14 protein-coding genes and 1 pseudogene are annotated in these 17,717 nt (G+C 63.9%); 3 read left to right on the forward strand and 12 right to left on the reverse strand.

The genetic code is table 11. The features are described 5' to 3' along the window. Positions 1–236: 236 nt before the first annotated feature. A pseudogene (locus tag RI444_RS13415) lies at positions 237–5,125 on the forward strand (DUF4082 domain-containing protein). A gap of 9 nt (positions 5,126–5,134) precedes the next feature. Here the strand turns inward: RI444_RS13415 and RI444_RS13420 are convergent. The 9 genes from RI444_RS13420 to coaD all read right to left on the reverse strand — a co-directional run bounded on the left by RI444_RS13420 (position 5,135) and on the right by coaD (position 11,759). Next, on the reverse strand, positions 5,135–6,163 hold the full coding sequence (locus RI444_RS13420) for a PD40 domain-containing protein (protein ID WP_207604497.1): 1,029 nt from the start codon (positions 6,161–6,163) through the stop codon (positions 5,135–5,137). Next, positions 6,160–7,437, reverse strand: a complete 1,278-nt coding sequence (locus RI444_RS13425; RefSeq protein WP_207604496.1) for an MFS transporter — start codon at positions 7,435–7,437, stop codon at positions 6,160–6,162. The genes RI444_RS13420 and RI444_RS13425 overlap by 4 nt, the downstream gene beginning before the upstream one ends. Positions 7,438–7,445: 8 nt before the next feature. Continuing rightward, entirely contained in the window at positions 7,446–8,138 is a 693-nt protein-coding gene (locus RI444_RS13430) for a hypothetical protein (protein ID WP_179011598.1), read from the reverse strand. Next, positions 8,135–8,584, reverse strand: coding sequence for a phage holin family protein (locus RI444_RS13435; RefSeq protein WP_069694972.1), 450 nt, complete (start codon positions 8,582–8,584; stop codon positions 8,135–8,137). Before RI444_RS13435 ends, RI444_RS13430 begins: the two co-directional genes overlap by 4 nt. A gap of 59 nt (positions 8,585–8,643) precedes the next feature. Continuing rightward, positions 8,644–9,591, reverse strand: a complete 948-nt coding sequence (mutM, locus tag RI444_RS13440; protein WP_207604495.1) for a bifunctional DNA-formamidopyrimidine glycosylase/DNA-(apurinic or apyrimidinic site) lyase — start codon at positions 9,589–9,591, stop codon at positions 8,644–8,646. Positions 9,592–9,594: 3 nt separating this feature from the next. Further along, entirely contained in the window at positions 9,595–10,305 is a 711-nt protein-coding gene (gene rnc / locus RI444_RS13445) for a ribonuclease III (protein WP_021470819.1), read from the reverse strand. A 22-nt stretch (positions 10,306–10,327) separates the two neighbouring features. Beyond that, complete coding sequence (rpmF, locus tag RI444_RS13450; RefSeq protein ID WP_011775139.1) at positions 10,328–10,531, reverse strand: 50S ribosomal protein L32; 204 nt, start codon at positions 10,529–10,531, stop codon at positions 10,328–10,330. A gap of 33 nt (positions 10,532–10,564) precedes the next feature. Then, on the reverse strand, positions 10,565–11,092 hold the full coding sequence (locus RI444_RS13455; protein ID WP_079941228.1) for a YceD family protein: 528 nt from the start codon (positions 11,090–11,092) through the stop codon (positions 10,565–10,567). A gap of 166 nt (positions 11,093–11,258) precedes the next feature. After that, positions 11,259–11,759 carry a pantetheine-phosphate adenylyltransferase gene (gene coaD, locus RI444_RS13460; protein ID WP_021470821.1) on the reverse strand — a complete coding sequence of 167 codons (501 nt, stop codon included), beginning with the start codon at positions 11,757–11,759 and terminating at the stop codon, positions 11,259–11,261. 35 nt (positions 11,760–11,794) lie between these two features. On the opposite strand from coaD, the gene RI444_RS13465 reads away from it, so the two are divergent. Continuing rightward, the gene (locus RI444_RS13465; protein WP_207604494.1) at positions 11,795–13,036 is read left to right on the forward strand and encodes an aminotransferase class I/II-fold pyridoxal phosphate-dependent enzyme; all 1,242 of its coding nucleotides are present in this window, start codon (positions 11,795–11,797) and stop codon (positions 13,034–13,036) included. A gap of 128 nt (positions 13,037–13,164) precedes the next feature. Continuing rightward, a complete protein-coding gene (locus RI444_RS13470) occupies positions 13,165–13,824 on the forward strand; it encodes a spermidine synthase (RefSeq protein WP_410510788.1) in 660 nt (219 codons plus the stop codon). A 19-nt stretch (positions 13,825–13,843) separates the two neighbouring features. On the opposite strand, the gene rsmD is transcribed toward RI444_RS13470, so the two are convergent. From rsmD to RI444_RS13485, 3 genes are read right to left on the reverse strand one after another with little or no spacing between them, the layout of a single operon-like run. After that, a complete protein-coding gene (gene rsmD / locus RI444_RS13475) occupies positions 13,844–14,410 on the reverse strand; it encodes a 16S rRNA (guanine(966)-N(2))-methyltransferase RsmD (protein ID WP_031216031.1) in 567 nt (188 codons plus the stop codon). A 45-nt stretch (positions 14,411–14,455) separates the two neighbouring features. Further along, positions 14,456–16,711, reverse strand: a complete 2,256-nt coding sequence (locus RI444_RS13480; protein ID WP_207604493.1) for an ATP-dependent DNA helicase RecG — start codon at positions 16,709–16,711, stop codon at positions 14,456–14,458. Continuing rightward, positions 16,701–17,696, reverse strand: a complete 996-nt coding sequence (locus RI444_RS13485; protein WP_021470827.1) for a DAK2 domain-containing protein — start codon at positions 17,694–17,696, stop codon at positions 16,701–16,703. The genes RI444_RS13480 and RI444_RS13485 overlap by 11 nt, the downstream gene beginning before the upstream one ends. Between the last annotated feature and the right edge of the window lie 21 nt (positions 17,697–17,717).

Below are 17,717 nucleotides of genomic sequence, written 5' to 3' on the forward strand. Positions count from 1 at the left end.
CCTACACTCCTGCCTAGGGTTACCTGGCGCATGCGTTCCGGTGATCCGGCCGGATCCCCGGTTTGCCGGGTCCGCCGGGTCGCGGTCCGAAATTCGGAATACATGGGCATGGTGGCTGTGGCTGTGATGGTTTTCAACTGAAGATCTGGTTTTACCCTGGCTGGGGAGCGGTGAGCAGGGACCGGGCATGTGCGCGGACCTTTGTTTAGCAATCGGCGTACCACCCAGGAGTTCTGATGCCCGGTCCTTCCGCTACCCGGCCACCACGGTTCTTCAAAGGTTTCTTTGTACCCCTGGTCGTTGCGATGGTTGCGTCCTTGCTGCCCTTGACGGTACCTGCCGCCTTCGCAGCGGGCCCGTGCGACCCCGTGGTGAATCCCGTGGTGTGCGAGAACTCAAAACCGGGCAGCCCGCCGTCGGAATGGGACATCGACGGCGCCGGCGATGACAGCATCCAAGGCTTCTCCACAGCCATGAGTGTCAACGCCGGCCAATCAATCCAATTCAAAGTCGATACCTCGGCATCCAACTACACGATCGCCATTTACCGCAGCGGCTGGTACGGCGGAAACGGGGCACGCAAGATAGCCACCGTGACACCCTCGGCCTTCCGGCAGAACCAACCGGCATGCCGCACCGACCTGGCCACTGAACTCTATGACTGCGGCACCTGGGCGGTATCGGCAACGTGGCAGGTCCCGGCAACGGCAGTGTCCGGCGTCTACTTTGCTTTGCTGACCCGGCCGGATACCGGCGGGCAAAGCCACATCACGTTCGTGGTGCGCAATGACGGCAACCGGTCAAGCGTGCTCTTCCAGACGTCGGATACGACGTGGCAGGCCTACAACACCTACGGGGGCGCGGACTTCTATCAAGGTGCCGTCAACGGGCGTGCCTACAAGATCAGCTATAACCGCCCCATGGCCAGCCGAAGCGGACCGGACGGCCGCGATTTCTACTTCGCCAACGAATACCCCATGGTCCGGTTCCTCGAACAGAACGGCTATGACGTCAGTTACATCAGCGGACTGGATACGGACACCCGCGGCGCCGAACTGCTCAACCATAAGGTGTTCCTGTCCGTAGGGCACGACGAGTACTGGTCCGGAAACCAGCGCGCCAATGTCACGGCAGCACGGGATGCGGGGGTAAACCTCCAGTTCCTTTCCGGCAATGAGATGTACTGGCGAACCCGGTTCGAGCCTTCGAGCGTGGACGGTACGCCGGGCCGGACGCTGACCAGTTACAAGGAAACGTGGTCCAACGCCAAGATCGATCCCACCACCCAGTGGACGGGCACCTGGCGGGATCCGCGGTTCGCTTCCCAGGCAAACGGCGGAGGCCTGCCCGAAAACGGCCTCACGGGAACCCTCTACATGTCCAACTACACGGACCTCCCCGTGACAGTTTCCGCCGAAGAGGGCAAGACCCGGCTCTGGCGCAATACTTCCCTGGCATCGATGTCGGCAGGCACCTCCGCTGCGTTGGCGCCCCACACGATCGGCTACGAATCGAACGAAGACCTGGACAACGGCTTCCGGCCGGCCGGGCTCATCCGCTTGTCCACAACCACCGGCAGTGTCAGCCAATACCTGCAGGACTTCGGGAACACGGTGGCGCCGGGCACCACCAAGCACAGCGTCACCCTGTACAAGGCGGCGAGCGGTGCATTGGTTTTCTCCGCCGGCAGCGTGCAGTGGACATGGGGCCTTGACCAGGAACACGACGGAAACGGCGCCCCTGCCGATATCCGGATGCGGCAGGCGCAGGTGAACCTGCTTGCCGACATGGGTGCCCAACCGGCAACCCTGGCATCCGGCTTGGTGGCGACCACCGCCAGCGGCGACAAAACAGGCCCCACCACCACCATCAACGCCCCTGCCAACAATGCCGCTGTGGCCCACGGAAGCAACGTCACCGTCAGCGGAACGGCAACGGACGCGGGCGGCGTGGTTGCCGGCGTCGAGGTTTCAACCGACGGCGGCACATCCTGGCACCCTGCCACCGGCAAGGCGAACTGGACGTACAGCTATGTGCAGAAGGGCCTGGCGACTGCCACCATCCAAGTGCGGGCAGTGGACGACAGCGCGAACATCGGCGCGGTGGCCACGCGCAACCTGACGGTAAACGGCCCGTACACGGTCTTCGGCCAGGCGGTTCCACCGGTGGTTGACTCCGGCGACGGCGGCGCATACGAGATGGGCCTGCGTTTCACGCCGTCCGTGGACGGCTTCATCACCGGTGCGCGCTTCTACAAGAGCACCGCGAACACGGGAACCCACATTGGTTCCCTCTGGAACTCCGCAGGCACCCGCCTTGCCACCGCAACGTTCGCCAATGAAACCGCTTCGGGCTGGCAGAGCGTCCTCTTCAGCCAACCCGTGCCCGTGGCGGCCGGGCAAAAGTACACGGTCTCCTACTGGGCACCGCGAGGCCACTACGCCACCAAGGACTTCCAATGGGCGTATTCGGGCTTCAACGACGCGCCCATGAAGGTTGCCGGCGGTTTCGGCGCGGAACCGGCCGGTGTCTACAGCACGTCCCAGGGTTTCCCAACAGCCAGCTTCAACGGTGGAAACTACTTCGTGGATGCCATCTTCAGCACCACGGACAATTCGCCCCTGACTGTCAGCGGACAGACCCCCATCCCGTCATCGTCCAGTGTTTCGGTCGCAACCACCGTGAGTGGAGTCTTCTCCAAGCCCGTCACGGCGGCCAGCGTGCAACTGACACTTCGTTCGGCGGCAGGTCCGGTGGCCGGTACCACCACCTATGACGCCACCACCCGGAAGGCTACCTTCACCCCGTCATCCCAACTGGCCTTCAGCACCCAGTACACGGCAACCCTGGCCGGCACCGATGCCGTGGGCGGCCAAGTCGCCTCCGGTGGCACCTGGACATTCACCACGGCCGCAACTGCCCCCGCTCCGGGCGCCTGCCCGTGCAGTTTCTACGACGACAGCGTCACTCCCGGGATCGCGGAAATCCAGGACGGCGTACCGCTGACTCTTGGCGTGCGCTTCACGAGCGTTTCAGCAGGCACTGTCAACGGCGTCCGGTTCTACAAGTCGGCCGGCAACACGGGAACGCACACCGGCTCCCTGTACACGGCATCCGGTCAGTTGCTGGCAACAGTCACGTTCGCCAATGAGAGCAGCGCAGGGTGGCAAACTGCGATGTTCAGCCAACCGGTGCAAATGGCTGCCAATACCGAATACATCGCTGCCTACAAATCCACCACCGGAGCGTACTCGGCAACCAGCAACGGATTTGGACAGGGCCTCAGCGTCGGGCCGCTGCGGACAGGCCCGGACGCAGGGGCTTACTCCTACAACTCCGACTTCCCCGGTTCGCGGTCGACGGCCAGCTACCTGGTGGACGTCGTGGTCATGGTCGCCGCTCCGGCATTCACCGTCGGCAGCCAGTCACCGGCAAGCGGCGCCTCCAGCGTTCCGTTGACGACGACTGTTAGTGGAGTGCTGTCCGAGGCAGCAGTGGCTTCCAGCGTCAAACTGGCGCTCAAGACCGCCAGTGGCACCGCCGTTGCGGGAACCAGCGCCTACGTTGACGCAACACGCAAGGTCACGTTCACTCCGTCCGCTCCACTGGCCGAAGGCACAAGCTACACGGCCACAGTGACCGCAACGGCGGTATCCGGCACTCCCATCACCGGCAACACCTGGACTTTCACCACAGTCCCGCCGGCCAGGACGCCCGGAGTGTGCCCCTGCACCCTTTACCAGGACACCGTGACCCCCGGCACGATGGAAGTGGATGACGCCGTTCCGTTGACCCTGGGTGTGCGCTTCAGCAGTGACACGGCCGGGCAGGTAACCGGCGTCCGGTTCTACAAATCCAGTGGTAACACCGGAACGCACACGGGCTCGCTGTACACGGCTGCGGGCCAACTGCTGGCCACGGTTACCTTCGCCAACGAGTCCACCAGCGGCTGGCAAACGGCAACGTTCAGCCAACCCGTCAGCATCCAGGCGGACACCGAGTACATTGCCGCCTACAAGGTGCCCGGCGGCAAGTACTCCTACACGAGCGGAGGCTTCGGTCCCGAAGGCTTCACCAGCGGCCCCCTGCGCGTTGACGCCGACTCCGGCATGTACACCTACAGCGGTGACTTCCCCGGCACCCGCTCCACGGCAAGTTACCTCGTGGACCTGCTGTTCCAGCAGCCTGCACAACCCCTGAGCATCACTGCGCAGGTGCCCGCGCCGGGAGCCACGTCGATACCCACCGACGTGAGGCCATCGATGACCTTCTCCACTGCCATTAACCCGGGCGCTACCTTCACGTTGTCGGCCAACGGAAGCCCGGTGGCGGGGTCGGCGGCGTTGTCCGCCGACGCCCGGGTCATCACCTTCACACCGACCTCCGCACTGCCCGCGAGCACCGTCATCACGGCAAGCGTTTCCGGGGTGGCCAACCAACAGGGGCAGACCTTGCCGACCACCACGTGGCAATTCACGACCGCGAGCGCCTCCGTCCAGCAGAGCACCATCTTCGGCTCGCTCGTTCCGCAGGTGCTTGCGGCACCGGAAACCAAGTCGGTGGAACTGGGAACTGCCTTCACGGTTTCCCAGGCCGGAAGCGTCACGGGTATCCGGTTCTACAAGGGCACCGGCAACACCGGCACCCACGTAGGTTCGCTGTGGAACTCCGCAGGCACCAGGCTGGCCCAGGTGACGTTCACCAACGAGACCGCAACGGGCTGGCAGACCGCCACGTTGTCCACCCCGGTGGCATTGTCTACGGGCCAGACATATGTGGTGTCCTACCGCGCTCCCAATGGCCGCTACTCGTACACCCAGGGCTTCTTCAACACCACCTGGACAAGCGGTGTCTTCACGGCCTCGGGCCCCAACAACGGCCTCTACCGTTACGGCAGCGGGGGCGTGATGCCAGCCAATTCATGGAATGCCACCAACTACTTCGTGGACGTGGTCTACTCGACAGCCACCCAGACACAAGCGCAGACGGCTACGGCATCGCCGACGCCAACGGCGACTTCAACAGCCACTGCAACGCCAACGACGACGGCGACACCCACACCGACGCCGACACCGACAGCCACGCAGTAGGTGGACTCCTGTGCGGTCTTCTGACGCTCTGCTGAGCCTCGCAGTCAGCGGACGACGCTCGGTGACCAGGCGTGGGCGATGAACAACTCCGGTTGTGCCGCGGGTTCGATGTCCAGCTGCCAAATGTTGCTGTCGCCCTCAACAGCCTGGTCAGGCAGGCCATACAGCAACGTATCCTCGTCAAGCCATTCGATCTGATCGTCAACGCTCCGCTTTTCCGACAGGACCGTTTCCGCCCCGGTAGCGAGGTCCAAAACGGCCACCTTCCAATGCGTCCCCAGCGCACCGCCGTCGTTCTTCTTGAACGCAATCCGGGTACCGTCCGGCGAGATGGACGGGCACTCAACGTTGTCATGCACCGCAGTGAGCGTCCTGCCGGAGAGGCTGCCCTTGACCAGCCACAGACGACCCGACGACGCGGCCGTGGCGTAGAACGCGTCCGGGTGGCCGGGGACGAACGTGACGCCCCAAATGTTCCTGTCCGCAGCCACCACGCGCTCGCCGTTGACCATGAGGGCAAAGTCCTCAAGGTTTCCCGGCTTCTCTGTTCCACGGCTGATTTCCGTTGCTGTGGAGAACCCGGTCGTTGCGTAGGAATGGCCAGTGACGAACACGGTGGTGGCAATCGTGGAGCCGTCGGCGCTGATGCGTGTCCTGCTGGGAATGCCCGGCAGTGCCCATGATCTTTGCTGCTGCCAGTTCCGGTCCAGGACCGCGGCCTCAAAGGCAGTAACTAATCCCCGGTTCGCTTTCAGGCACACCACTTCGGCTGACGTTCCGTAGACCCTGTCGCACGCTTGTCCGCTGACGGCACGTTCGCCCTTCGGATCGGCGAGGGGTACCGTTGCCGCGTTGCCATAACCCTGACCGGCCGCGGTGTTGCGGAAAAGGACGAAGGGAGCCTGCGGCAAGGGTTGTCCCGCAGTCACCCCCACGGAAGGGGCAGCCGTGCGGCTTTGCTCAAATCTTTGGTAGGCGTCGACGGCGTAAACCCCCGCCGCCGTCAGCATGAGGGCGGTAACAGCCAGCAGGATGCCCCAACGAAGCTTTGCGCCAGCCATCCTTCCGCTCATGCGCCGGCCCGCCCGGGCCGGGCTCCAGGAAGGATGAAGATCACTGCCACCACAACGCAGGCCAGCAGGATGCCGGCGATCGTGACGGCAGCTGATGCCCCCACGGCGTACCACAGCACACCGAACCCTGCCGAAGCCGCCATCCGGCTCAAAGCCACGACCGTCTGGGCCGCGGCAATGCCGGTGGCAAGCTTTCCCTCCGGCGTCAGTTGGCTCGCCAACGCGGCCAGCACCCCGTCGGTTGCCGCATAGAACGCACCGAGCAGGAGCAGGCACGTCAACGTTGCCCAGAGACCACCAAGCGGAGCCGCAGCCAGGAAGTAGCAGGCCAGGAGTGCCACGTGCCCTGCGATGAAGACCGGTACCCTGCCTAAACGGTCGGCGAGGCGGCCCAAGGGGACGGCCATCACCAGGAAGGCGACATTGGTGCCCACGAACAGCAACGGAAACCACTGGACGGCGAACGAGTCCCGGTCCTGGAGCACCAGGTAGATAAAGCCGTCGCCGATGGTCACCAGCCCGAGGAGTCCCGCAGAGACAAGGAGCTTCCCCAACCCCGGTTCCTTGAAGTGGCGCCAGGAAAAAGCAAGAAGCCGCTGGCCCTTCGGTGCATCCTTCGCGCTCCGTGCGCGGAGGTCGGGAACCACCAATCCCAGGACGGCCACGCCGATCACGGCAAACGCCAAAGACACCACAAAGACTGTGCTGAAGCCATTGGGGATGACCAGCAGAATCAGGAAAGCAATCAGAGGCCCTGCCGCTGCACCGATGTTGTCCAGCATCCGGTGCATACCGAAGGACCGCGCCAGATGCTCCGGTTGCGCCGACACCGTGATCAGCGCATCCCGGGGCGCCGTCCGGATTCCCTTGCCGATCCGATCCCCCGTGACGATCGCCGCTACGGCCCAGAAGCCCCCGGCGAAAAGGAATCCGATCCTTGCCAGCATGGACAGTCCGTAACCGGCCAGGGCGATCCGTTTGGGATGGCCGCTGCGGTCTGACGCCCAGCCTGCGGCGATCCGGACGATGGCGCTCGCGCCCTGGTTGATTCCGTCGATGAAGCCGAAGGCTATGGTCGACAAACCGAGGAAGCCCGTGACGTACAAGGGCAGGATGGCCGTGACCGACTCGGAGGAGATATCCGTGACCATGCTGACGATTCCAAGCCACACGATGACCGGGGACAAACGAAACGGCACCTTCGACAGTGCCGTCTGCTCGCTGGGAGACTTTCCGCGCTTACCGCCGCTGCGGTCCGAAAGCGAAATGTACATGCCTACCCCTACTCCGTGTCCGAGTGCAGACTGCCCAGCAGTTGGAAGCGCGAGTTACCGGTTCCGGTGGTGGCCACGGAGACCGTAATCGTGTCGGTGCCGCGGACGAACCGGGCAGCCGTCGCGCCGTCCGGGGCAGGTGCTTCTTCGGACCAGAAACCATGGGGAACCAACGAAGCCCTGAAATCCTCGATCACGGCTTGTTGCGGCTTGCCCACCACCCCGTCGGCAGTCACCTGCAGGACGTCGCCTGAACCCGAAACACTCGTGGACCCGATCGTGGTGCCTTCCGGCAGCGTCAGGACGCTGCTCGGCCACCCGTCCACGACGGCGCCTGTAGCGTTTCCAGGGTCCGGCAGTTTCCCCTTGAGCAGGGGCGCTGCAGCTGATGGTTCCGGCAGGCCCGTAGGGGTCACCGTCACAGGCGGCAGGACTTCAAGGGGTTTGGCACCCGGGGACGCACCGCCGTTGCCGTCCCCGCCGGCGGAAGGGCCCGACGTCGGACTTCCGGAGGATTGCGGGCCGGAGCCTGCTTCCCCGCTTCCGGTGGGCGAGGAACCCGCCGCAGAGGGGCTGGCAGGGCTGGAGTTTTGGGCTGTCGTTTGGGCCGGACGCACGGCCAGTTGGTCAAAGACGACCGCGATGACCGCGATCAGCACCGCAAGGGCCAGGCCCGCGATGACCAGCCGCCGGGCATTCATGGCTTCCCCGGGTTGGCTGAGCCGCCAAGGAGCTGGTGCGCCCTCGCTTCAAGACCGTCGTCAACGAAGTCGTAGATGAAGGACGCGAGCCAGATGACGATCGTGGCGGCAATCCAGCCGAACAGGCTTGTGATGGCGAACCCTTGCGAGAAGAGGCTGGTCAAGATCAGGACGGCCAGCGTGGCCAGCAAGCTTGCGCCCAGGGTGGACACCTTGGTCATCAGCCAGGTCCTGCGCTCCTGCCCGCCGGCCTGCTGTCGCTGGTCCCACCGCCTGCGCAGCAGCCCGGTAACCAACGGTTTCACCAGAAGGGTGGCGGCCGTGAACACCACGACGGCCCAGAGGAACCCGGACCCCAACCGGACCCCGGGTAGCACCGACGCCACCCACAAGGTGATGGCGTTGAAAACAAGTGCGATGGCGATTTTGACCGCCAAGCTTTTCATGGGGACAGTAAACCATCGAGCCCGCCAATCCGGAACAGTTTTCCCCTGTGAAAAACCGGCTACCAGCGACCGTTGCGAGGCCGGGGCTGGCAGATGGGACACGTATAGGAAGAACGGTTCATGAACTGTTCGCGTTTGATGATCCCGCGAAGGCCCGCTGCCTCGCAGCGGCTGCATGGTTCCCCGGCCCGGCCGTACGCATTCAGCGAGCGGGCGAAGTAACCGGAGTCCCCGTTGACGTTGACGTACAGGGAGTCGAAACTCGTGCCGCCGGCGGCCAAGGCTGCGTTCATGACGTCCCGGGCGGCTTCGATGACCCGTTCCGCGTCGCCGCGTCGCAGTTTGTCGGTGGGCCGGGCGTAGTGGAGTCGTGCCTTCCACAGGGCTTCGTCAGCGTAGATGTTGCCTATTCCGGATATGACGGACTGGTCCAGGAGGGCCCGTTTGAGTCCCGTCCTGCGCGCCTTGACCTTTCGGTAAAACTCATCGAAGGAAAAGTTGGGGTCCAGGGGGTCGCGGGCTATGTGCGCCGCTTCCTCTGCAATTTCGGGCAGGGGCGTCTCGCCCAAACCGCCGGGGCCGCCGTCGGGCGTCGGGATGAGGGACGTGACGAACAAGCCGCCAAAGATCCGCTGGTCCACGAACCTGAGCTGCCCGGGCATGCCATCGGACGCGCTCAGCCGGATCCGGACCTTGAGGTGCTTTTCATCCGGCACCTGGGGATCCTGCATCAGCAACTGCCCGCTCATCCCCAAATGCGCCATCAGGGCCGTACCGGGCAAAGCGGTGTCCGAGCCTGCCATGGACAAGGGCATCCACAAGAACTTCCCGCGGCGCACGACGTCCAGCACCGTAGCGCCTTCAAGGTTGCCGATGAAGTCCTCGGTACCCAGTGCATGGCGTCGGATGGACCTGGGGTCCAGGACCTCGACGCCGGTGACCGTGCGGCCGCGAACCCAGCGCGCGAGGCCGCGGCGCACCACTTCTACCTCGGGAAGTTCGGGCATGGATCAGGAAGAAGCCGGTTCGGTGGAGGCTGTGTCCAGCGAATTCAAGGCACGCCAAGCGTCCGCTGCGGCTTCCTGTTCCGCTTCCTTCTTCGAGTGGCCCGAACCCCGCCCATAGGGGGTGCCGCCAATGTTGAGCACGGCTTCGAAGGTGCGGGCGTGGTCCGGCCCGGAACCTTCCACGGCGTAGTGGATGGTGCCGAGTTGCCGGCTGGCTGCCAGCTCCTGGATGCTGGTTTTCCAGTCGGTTCCGGCGCCGAGCGCACCGGCGTCCTTGAGCAGCGGACCCACGAGGCGCATCACCAGTTGGCGCGCGGTTTCCATGTCATTGGAAAGGTAGGTAGCGCCGATCAGCGCTTCCATGGTGTCCGCGAGGATAGAGGCTTTGTTCTTGCCGTCGGTGATCTTTTCGCCCTGGCCAAGGTAAATGAACTCGCCAACGCCGAGCTTGCGGCCGATACCTGCCAAGGCGCGCGTACTCACGACGGCGGAACGCCGCTTTGCGAGCTCACCTTCAGGGAGCTCGGGATGGTCGCGGTACAGGGAATCGGTGACGGAGAATCCCAGGATGGAGTCGCCGAGGAACTCAAGGCGCTCGTTGGTAGGGATACCGCCGTTCTCATACGCGTATGAGCGGTGTGTCAGAGCAAGACGAAGCGTCTCGGTGTCAATGGAGACACCGAGACGCTTCAGAAGCTCTTCAGTTGAAGACATCCTTGTCAGCCTGGGCGGCAGATTAGGCGTCTGCGACCTTGCGGCCCTTGTATTCAAGGAACAGCGCGGTGCCGGCGGAGTCGGTGACGACCTTTGCCTGGTGCGGCAGGCTGTAGGTGACCTGACCGTTTTCGATGGTCTTGACCAGGTTGGGGGCAGTTGCCTTCCACTGGGCACGGCGTGCGCGCGTGTTTGCGCGAGACATTTTCCGCTTGGGAACAGCCACGGCTATCTCATTTCTCTCTTAGTCCAACAGTTACTAATCAGTTTGCCGGTCAGTCTTAGCCAGATCAGCTAGGGCAGCCCAGCGAGGGTCCAGGACCTCGTGGTGGTGCCCCGGCTCGTCTTCCAGGCGCGCCCCGCATTCGGAGCACAAGCCTTGGCAGTCTTCCCGGCACACCGGCTGGAACGGCAGCATGGTGACTACTGCGTCCCGCAACACCGGCTCAAGATCGATCAGATCGTGCTCGACTCGACGTTGCTCTTCATCGTCTTCCCCGTCCGAAAGCTCTTCGCCTTCGTAGAAGAAAAGTTCTTGCACATTGACCTCAAGGTCATACGCAAGGGGATCCAGGCATCGACCGCATTCGCCAGTTACTCCGACGATTGCGGTTCCGGATACCAGAATTCCTTCGTGTACGGCCTCAAGCCGGAGATCGAGCTCGACATCCGAGCCTTCCTCCACGCCAATGAGTGCCACACCAAGGTCACTTGGTGCAGGCACATGCTCCTTGAGTGTCCGCATGGTTCCTGGACTGCGTCCAAGGTCCTTGACTACCAGCGCCAAGGGCGAACTTGCATCTCGCTTAATGAGAACTCCTGTAGAACATATGACCGACGTACCATCTTAGCCTGATCACGTGCGAGGACTCAAACCGGCGACGGGCGCGTAAATGCGCCAACGTGTTCAGTTTGGGAATTGCGCGCGAACGGCTGCGGGCACGGCTTAAAGCCTACCCCTTACGTTGCTGTTCTGCCGAAGGCTCGCCCGCGAGCAGTCGTCGAAGGACGGATTTGGGCACGAAATCCGAGATGTCGCCCCCCAGGACGTTGACCTCTTTGATGAGCGTCGAGGAGAGATGGACGTAGTGCGCCTCGGCGGGCAGGAAGACCGTTTCGACGCCGGTAAGCTGCCGGTTCATGGTGGCCATGGGCAACTCGTAATCGAAATCCGAGGAGGACCGCAGTCCCTTCACGATGGCCGAGACGCCCCTGTGGCGGCAGTACTCCGCCAGCAGGCCTTCACCCATGGGTTCGACGATGATGCCACGCAAGGACGCCAAGGTTTCCCTGGCCATCTCCATGCGGTCCTCGAGGCTGAAGCGGTACTTCTTGGCGTAGTTGGTGGATACCGCCACGATGACCTCGTCAAACAGCCCGGCCGCGCGGGCAATGACTTCAAGATGTCCGTTGTGGATGGGGTCAAAGGATCCGGGGCAAACCGCACGTCTCATGACACGAACCTACCCCAAAGCTTCGCCGGGATACCATGGCTGACATGTCACCGGCAGGAAGCAGCGCCCCACCCGTCCACACGTCCCTGCCCTGGCAACGGGCGGCTGGCGGAGCCAACCTCCTGTCCCCCGATGGCGGCCTGGGCGTCACCATTTTCGAGGAGATGACAACCCTTGCTGTCGCCAAGGGAGCCATCAACCTCGGCCAGGGGTTCCCGGACGAGGACGGCCCCGCCGAAATGAAGGAGGCCGCACGGGCGGCCATCCAGGCAGGGGCCAGCCAGTATGCGCCCGGCAAAGGGTTTCCCCGGCTCCGCGAGGCAGTAGCTGCACACCAGGAACGTTTTTACGGCCTCACCCCGGATCCGGACACTGAGGTCATCGTCACCACCGGTGCCACCGAAGCGATCGCCGCTTCCTTGCTGGCATTCGTCCAGCCCGGCGACGAGGTCCTGACGTTCGAGCCTTTTTACGATTCCTACGGGGCCATCATTGCGATGGCGGGCGCCAAACACGTTACCGCTCCCCTGGCCGCCCCGGACTTCCTGCCGGACCTGGACGCCCTGGAAGACGCGTTCAGCAACCGGACCAAGGTGGTGCTGCTGAACAATCCACACAACCCCATGGGTACTGTCTTCCCGCGCAACGTCCTGGCCAAGGTGGTTGAACTGGCGGAAAAGTACGACGCCATCATCGTTAGCGACGAAGTCTACGAACACCTGACCTTCGGCGAAGCACACATCCCCGTCACGACGCTCCCCGGAGCCGCTGAACGGACCATCACGATCTCTTCTGCCGGGAAGACGTTCTCCTTCACCGGGTGGAAGATCGGTTGGCTCAGCGGACCGGCCCACCTCGTCGCCGCCGCCCGTACGGTCAAGCAGTTCCTGAGCTACAGCTCAGGAACCCCGTTCCAAGAAGCCGTGGCGATCGGGCTCGGCCTTCCGGACGCCTTTTACGCGGATATTGCGGCCACGCTGAAAGAGAAGAGGGACATCCTCGCGGCGGGGCTGCGTGAGGCGGGATTCGGCGTCTACGTACCGGGCGGAACGTACTTCATCAACGTCGACGCCGCAACGCTTGGCATCACCGATTCGGTGGCCCTGGCCCGGCGCCTCCCGGACCTGGTGGGAGTAGCTGCGATCCCTGTCCCCGTCTTTTGCCACGCGGAAGGAGCAGAACGGACGCGAAGCCTGCTGCGCTTCGCCTTCTGCAAGAAGACCGCTCTCCTGCATGAAGCCGCTTCGCGCCTCGCTACCCTGCAGGACAAGCTCTGAGCGCCAAGGGCGTCCGGCACGACGCGTCACGGTTCCTTCGCACCACCGGCCAGCACGCCACGATCGATGCCGATCCACTGGTACCGGGAAGCTACATCCTGAGCATTGGCGGCGCCGAACAGTCGCACGTGAACCTTGCCCATCCCAATGAGATCTTCTATGAGTACCTCCGCCGGATAGGCCACGTGGTTGACCTGGTTGCCGAGCCGGCGGCCCCGGTCTCGGCCCTGCACCTTGGGGCAGGCGCGCTGACGCTCGCCCGCTATATCCAGGCGACGAGGCCCGGTTCCGTGCAGCACGCAGTCGAGTTGGAGCGGGAGCTCTTGGACTTTGTGCTCCAGAAGCTGCCGATGCCCGAAGGCACCCACCTGACCACCCACATCGCAGATGCCCGCGAAGCACTCGCTGCCCTTCCCGCCGGACTTGGATTCGACGTCGTCATCCTCGATATCTTCTCCGGCCCCGATGCTCCCCCGCACATCGCCTGCCGGGAGTTCTATGAAGAGGCTGCCCGGCGGCTGGCCCCCGGCGGTGTCCTCATTATCAACGTGGGAGACGAGCCCGCCCTGACCTTGGTGCGGAGCCAGGTAGCAGCCCTGCGCCAGGCCATGCCTGATGTCGCGGCGGTTGCCGAGGCCGGAATGTTTGAAGGCCGATATCCCGGCAACATCATCCTGGTAGGCGCGCAGGCGCCGTGGCCTGCGGACTGGTCACGCGAACTCCTGGCCCGTGGACCGCATCCGGCCGCCGTTCTCAGCGGAGTGGAACTGGACAAGATCTCCGATTAGGCCGGTTCGGCATGTCCGATCAAGCCGGTTCGGCGAACCACAGTTTGGTTTCGCCGTACTTCTTGTCCGAAAAGCACTCCATGGCCTCAGGCCACCCTGGTTCGGCGCTGCGTGAAGACCGCTCCACAACAACTACTGCTCCTTCATCCAAGTGCGGGGCCAGTTTCCCCAACACTGCGCTCAGGGCTGCCTCGTCCAAGGGATACGGCGGGTCCAGGAACACGAGGTCCCACAGGACGTCCCCACCGGCGCGCTCGAGGAATGATTCCACTTTGGACCGGTGGACGGAGACGGTCTTCCTGCCCAGGACCTGGTTGACCATGTCCGCATTCCGTTGACAAACATCGCTGGCACGGGCATCAAACTCCACCAGCTCAACGCTGCGGGCGCCACGGCTTGCCCCCTCGATTCCCAGCGAACCGGAGCCTGCGTAGAGATCCAGCACGCGGGCGTCATCGATCACGGCCAAGGACTCCAACCGGGAGAAGAGCGCTTCCTTGACACGGTCCGTTGTTGGCCGCGTCGCAGTGCCCGGAACGGATGTGAGCGGGTTACCGCCGGCTGCTCCCGCAATGATGCGGCTCATGGGCAGCCACCGGACAACAACCATGCCAGAGGCTCCCGGCCTCCACTAACCGCGTTCAAGGAACGCCTCCTTCTCCGGGTTCAAGTAGTCGTCGATAGCAGCTGCCAGCGACGGTTGGTGCGTCAGGGTGGGGTCCCCGGCAACCAAGGCCTGGGCGTCTGTTCGGGCCCGGGCGATAAGGTCCTCGTGCTCCAAGACGCGCAGGAGCTTCAGGGTGGAGCGCCCGCCTGACTGCGAAGCGCCCAGAATGTCGCCTTCCCGCCGCAGCTTAAGGTCCTCTTGCGACAGCTCGAATCCATCCGTGGTGGAAGCCACGGCATCGAGCCGTCGGCGGCTGGGATGGCCCGGCTCCAAGGTAGTGACCAGCAGGCAGGTACCCGGCAGCCCGCCGCGGCCTACGCGTCCACGCAGCTGATGGAGCTGGGAGATTCCGAAGCGGTCTGCATCCAATATCACCATCAGCGTGGCGTTGTGGACGTCAACGCCCACCTCGATGACAGTGGTGGAGACCAGGATCTTGGTCTGGTTCGCAGCGAAGGAAGCCATGGTGCCGGACTTGACGTCGGGATCCTGGCGGCCGTGGAGCGGCGCCACCGGGACGCCACTTAGCGATGGCTCCTGGAGGAGGGATTCGACGACGGCGTTGACGGAGGCGAGCTCACGGGCCGACCCTTCGTCCGACAGCTCCGCGTCGCTGGGTTCCGCCTCCCCGGGACTGAAATCGCCGTCGTCGTCCGAACCGATCTTGGGGCATACGACGTAGACCTGGTGGCCCGCATCCACTTCCTCGCGGGACCGCTTCCAAATCCGGCCCGCCCAACCGGGGTTTTCCGCAAGACCGACGACATGGGTTGAGATTGGCGCGCGGCCGGCGGGCAGTTCATCCAATACGGAGGTTTCGAGGTCACCAAACACGGTCATCGCCACGGTCCTGGGAATCGGCGTAGCCGTCATGACCAGGAGGTGTGGCGGCCGCTGTGCCTTTGCCCTGAGGGCATCGCGCTGTTCAACACCGAACCGGTGCTGTTCGTCCACCACGATGAGGCCCAGGTCCTGGAAGGAGGTCTTGTCGCTGAGCAACGCGTGGGTCCCGATAACGATTCCGGCGTTGCCTGACGCGGCATCCAGCATGGCCTGTTTACGGGCGGACGTTGGCATCGACCCCGTCAAGAGAGTCACCTGCACGCCGGGCTCTGCGGATCCGCCGCCAAGCATCCCTGCACCGCCGAAGAGGCCGTCGCGGGACAGCCTGCCCAGCGTCCTGCGGATGGAGTCGTAATGTTGCGCTGCGAGCACTTCAGTAGGCGCCAGCAGCGCCGCTTGGCCGCCGGAATCCACCACCTGCAGCATGGCACGCAAGGCGACGATGGTCTTACCGGAGCCCACTTCGCCCTGGAGCAGGCGGTTCATGGGCGTGTCCCGCCCCAGTTCCTCCGACAACGTCTTACCGACGGCGGACTGGCCTGCCGTCAGGGTGAAAGGGAGATTGCGGTCAAATTCTTCCAGCAGGCCCCCGCTCACCCGGCGGCGGGCGGTTGCTTCCTCCGCAGCCAACTGCGCACGCCTGCGTGCCAAGGCCGTCTGGAGCACCAGCGCTTCCTGGTAGCGGAAACGTTCCTGTGCGCGCTGCCAATCCTTCGCAGTCTCCGGAGAATGGATCAGCCGGTAGGCCTCCGCCACACTGAGCAACCCGTCCCTGCGGACCACCTCTTCGGGCAAAGGATCAGCCAGTGCGTCCAGATCCAGCGTTTCAAGCAAGGCCTTGATCACTTTGTGGATGGACCAGCTGGTCAACTTCGCCGTTGCGGGATATACCGGGATGGGCATGGCCGCAAGCTTCCCGGGATCCACGGACCCCTCTGCCTCCGGATCCTCATCCAGCAGGAGAAAGTCCGGATTCGTCAGCCCCAGGGCGCCCCCGTACCGCGAGACCTTCCCCGAGAACATGGCCCGGCGTCCCGGGAGCAGCTCGGCCTTTGCACGGAAACCGTTGAAGAAGCTGACTTTCAGGGTCCCTGCAGCACTGCTTCCGCCTACCTCATCGGTAACAACGACGTCGGTGATGGTGCCGCGGCGGGCACGCATTTGCCGTGTGCTGTTGGAAACCACCCTGGCAATCAGGGTCACCTCTTCGTCCAGCGGCAGTTTACTGATGGGGGTCAGTTCGCCGCGGCTGAGGTACCGGCGGGGAAAGTAGTTGAGCAAGGAACCGGTGCTCCGTAGTCCCAGGTGCTTTTCGATGACCCCGGCTGACCGCTTGCCGATCCGGCGCTCAAGGGGAAGTTCAAGTTCAGTCGTCATGCCCGCCTGCGGCATCCCTCGGAACGGCCAACTGGCTGACGGCGATATCCGCCGGTTCTCCCAGGGAGCGAATCAACTCAACTGCCGGTCCGGGATCCGGAACGTGGACGTGGATCCGCCAACGGTAGCTCACGTCCATGGGCGAATCGTCATCGTCTTCCGCCCTGGCTGCTCCGCCCACCTGGCTCATAATGACGGAGTCACCCATTTCGTCCAGCCGCTGCCGAAGCACGGCGGCATCAAGGGGCGAAAGATCGATGGTGCACATGACTTCAACTCCGTCATCTGCCGGCATGTGCTGATGGATGTGGGGATCCTGCAGCTTGTAGCCATGCAGGCCATCCAGAAGTTCATCCTGGAGTTCTTCGCCCAGTACGGCGGACCTCAGGCAGTCCAGGACCAGCAGCATGCCAACCCCGCCGGCATCCACTACATGGGCCTCGTGCAGGGGAGCCAGTTCGTCCTCCGTCCGAACCACTGCCTGGAAAGCAGCTTCCACCGCGGCATCCAGGGCAAGGCCCAAGGCGTGGTTGCTCTGGTCTCCCTCCTGGTTTGCGTCCACAGCCTGCGCCGCGTGCGCGGCTGCTTCAAGCACGGACAACATGGTTCCGGACACGGGTTCACTGAGTGCCGACCATGCGCGGATCTGCGCACGGTGCAAGGCCGCTGCAAGCAACGGAGCGTTCAACCGGGGTTTTCCGGCCAAGGGTTCGGCCGCGGCAGACAGGAAAACGGCGATCAACGTGCCGGAATTTCCCCTGGCCCGCTCCATGGCTGCCTGTCCCGCGCGGGCCAGCACCGCACCGACGTCGTTCCCGGTTTCGACTGAGTCAGCAGGGCCGCCCAAGGCTGCGGCAGCCGCCCGCATGGTCAAATAGAGGTTTGTTCCCGTGTCACCGTCAGCCACAGGAAAAATGTTGATCGCATTGAGGCGGTCGCTGTGGTTTCCCAGAACCACTTCGGCTTTGTTGAGCCAACGCTTCATTGCGTGCGCGTTCGCTGCGAT

Source organism: Paenarthrobacter sp. AT5, from assembly GCF_032764245.1.
Taxonomy (GTDB): domain Bacteria; phylum Actinomycetota; class Actinomycetes; order Actinomycetales; family Micrococcaceae; genus Arthrobacter; species Arthrobacter ureafaciens.

Bases quoted from the DNA above. Each gene is read 5' to 3' on its own strand.
- rnc (WP_021470819.1), bottom strand. From the start codon at position 10,305: ATGTCTTCAACTGAAGAGCTTCTGAAGCGTCTCGGTGTCTCCATTGAC.
- RI444_RS13425 (WP_207604496.1), bottom strand. From the start codon at position 7,437: ATGTACATTTCGCTTTCGGACCGCAGCGGCGGTAAGCGCGGAAAGTCT.
- coaD (WP_021470821.1), bottom strand. From the start codon at position 11,759: ATGAGACGTGCGGTTTGCCCCGGATCCTTTGACCCCATCCACAACGGA.
- mutM (WP_207604495.1), bottom strand. From the start codon at position 9,591: ATGCCCGAACTTCCCGAGGTAGAAGTGGTGCGCCGCGGCCTCGCGCGC.
- RI444_RS13430 (WP_179011598.1), bottom strand. From the start codon at position 8,138: ATGAATGCCCGGCGGCTGGTCATCGCGGGCCTGGCCCTTGCGGTGCTG.
- RI444_RS13465 (WP_207604494.1), top strand. From the start codon at position 11,795: ATGGCTGACATGTCACCGGCAGGAAGCAGCGCCCCACCCGTCCACACG.
- RI444_RS13435 (WP_069694972.1), bottom strand. From the start codon at position 8,584: ATGAAAAGCTTGGCGGTCAAAATCGCCATCGCACTTGTTTTCAACGCC.
- rsmD (WP_031216031.1), bottom strand. From the start codon at position 14,410: ATGAGCCGCATCATTGCGGGAGCAGCCGGCGGTAACCCGCTCACATCC.
- RI444_RS13420 (WP_207604497.1), bottom strand. From the start codon at position 6,163: ATGAGCGGAAGGATGGCTGGCGCAAAGCTTCGTTGGGGCATCCTGCTG.
- RI444_RS13480 (WP_207604493.1), bottom strand. From the start codon at position 16,711: ATGACGACTGAACTTGAACTTCCCCTTGAGCGCCGGATCGGCAAGCGG.
- RI444_RS13485 (WP_021470827.1), bottom strand. From the start codon at position 17,696: ATGAAGCGTTGGCTCAACAAAGCCGAAGTGGTTCTGGGAAACCACAGC.